Annotated in this window: 1 protein-coding gene; it reads left to right on the forward strand. The window is 67.8% G+C overall.

Annotation, left to right across the window (positions count from 1 at the left end; translation table 11 throughout):
• Positions 1-211 precede the first annotated feature (211 nt).
• On the forward strand, positions 212-1387 hold the full coding sequence (gene ribBA, locus HPA02_RS18060) for a bifunctional 3,4-dihydroxy-2-butanone-4-phosphate synthase/GTP cyclohydrolase II (protein ID WP_146804591.1): 1176 nt from the start codon (positions 212-214) through the stop codon (positions 1385-1387).
• Positions 1388-1436 lie beyond the last annotated feature (49 nt).

The raw sequence follows: 1436 nt of genomic DNA on the forward strand, positions 1-1436 counted from the left end.
CCACTAGCGCCTGGCGTTCGACCAGAGAGTTCCTGAGCGCCATAGGCGCTTTGGCAGATGGCCTGATACAGGCCGGCATGGGTGGCCAACCACTAGCGCCTGGCGTTCGACCAAGGTACCCTGAGCGCCGGCCCGATACGGGCGTTGGTATTCGGCAACGTCGTCGTCGCCCGGTGGCGACACCCGGCCCAATCAGAGATTCGGAGATCCCATGGCGCACTCTTCCCAGGACTCGGCTTCCCCCGAGTCCCCTGCTCAGGCCGCCGCGTCCGGCAACGGACTGGCCAGCATCGAGGCCCTGGTCGAGGACATTCGCCAGGGCAAGATGGTGATCCTGATGGACGATGAGGATCGCGAAAACGAAGGCGATATCATCATGGCCGCCGAGAAGGTCGAGGCCGAGCATATCAACTTCATGGCGCGGCATGCCCGTGGCCTGATCTGCCTGCCGATGACCCGGGAGCGCTGCGAGCGCCTCAAGCTGCCGCTGATGGTCAGCGACAACGGCTCCGGCTTCGGCACCAAGTTCACCCTCTCCATCGAGGCCGCGGAAGGGGTCACCACCGGGATCTCCGCCGCCGACCGCGCCCGTACCGTGCAGGTCGCCGCGGCCCGCGACGCCAAGCCCGAAGATATCGTCCAGCCGGGGCATATCTTCCCGCTGATGGCCGAGCCCGGCGGCGTGCTGCGCCGCGCCGGTCACACCGAGGCGGCCTGCGACCTGGCGGCCATGGCCGGCCTGGAGCCCAGTGGCGTGATCTGCGAGATCATGAACGAGGACGGTTCCATGGCACGCCGCCCGGAGCTGGAGCGCTTCGCCGCCGAGCATGGCATCAAGATGGGCACCATCGCCGACCTGATCCACTATCGCATTCATAACGAACACACCGTGGAGCACCTGGAGGCGACGCCGGTGGATACCGCCTTCGGCGAGCTGAGCCTGCACGTGTTCCGCGACAGCATCCAGGGCGCCCATCACCTGGCCCTGGTCAAGGGGCGTCCCCACCCGGACAGCCCCACCACGGTGCGGGTGCACCTGGCCGATACCCTGCGCGACCTGCTGACCCTGGCCAAGCCGGAGAGTCAGAGCTGGACCGCCGGTGCGGCCCTGGCCGAGGTGGCCGCCGCCGAGGCCGGCGTCTTCGTGCTGCTCGACGATGGTCGCCCCCATCAGGATCTCAAGGATCAGTTGGACATCCTGCTGGAGCGCAAGCGGGCGCCGCGCACCACCGACTCCGATGGTGCCGGCAACTACCTGACCATCGGCACCGGCTCGCAGATCCTGCGTCACCTGGGCGTGGGGCAGATGCGCCTGCTCAGTTCACCGTGGAAGTTCTCGGCCCTGTCGGGGTTCGATCTGGAAGTGGTGGAGCGGGTCGGCCCCTGAGCCGTCGCCGCCGCCGATTGTTCAATTTAGTGGCGGGCCTCGGGGCCCG

This window comes from Bisbaumannia pacifica (assembly GCF_007989625.1).
GTDB classification, from domain to species: Bacteria; Pseudomonadota; Gammaproteobacteria; order Pseudomonadales; family Halomonadaceae; genus Bisbaumannia; species Bisbaumannia pacifica.

What these genes read in the sequence shown, in the direction of transcription:
- ribBA (WP_146804591.1), top strand. Translation starts at nt 212, where the DNA reads ATGGCGCACTCTTCCCAGGACTCGGCTTCCCCCGAGTCCCCTGCTCAG.